Source organism: Paraburkholderia sp. SIMBA_054 (assembly GCF_046534875.1).
In the GTDB taxonomy this organism is placed as follows: Bacteria; Pseudomonadota; Gammaproteobacteria; order Burkholderiales; family Burkholderiaceae; genus Paraburkholderia; species Paraburkholderia hospita.
On the sequence record NZ_JAWRXV010001345.1, the window covers coordinates 1 to 249 of the forward strand.

Genomic DNA, 249 nt, shown 5'->3' on the forward strand with positions numbered 1-249 from the left:
GCGGGCTCGGCGTCGCGCGTGCGACGCATGTCACGCTGTCCGCTTGCGGCGCGGCCGCGCTGCTTCGCAACGCGCCGTGGCTATACGACGTCGTGCGCTATGGCGGCGCGGTTTATCTCGCCTGGGTCGGCATCCAGATTTTTCGCTCGCCGGTGTTCGCGTTGCCCGAGGGCGGCGCCGCGCGCGACGGGACCGGCGGCGTGCAGCAGCAGGCTTCGCAGGCGGGCATGCCGCAGTTGCGGGCTGCGT

General features: G+C 72.7%; 1 protein-coding gene. It reads left to right on the forward strand.

Annotation, left to right across the window (positions count from 1 at the left end):
- On the forward strand, window positions 1-249 hold a 249-nt coding region (locus SB822_RS59465; protein WP_410859423.1), incomplete at both ends, for a LysE family transporter.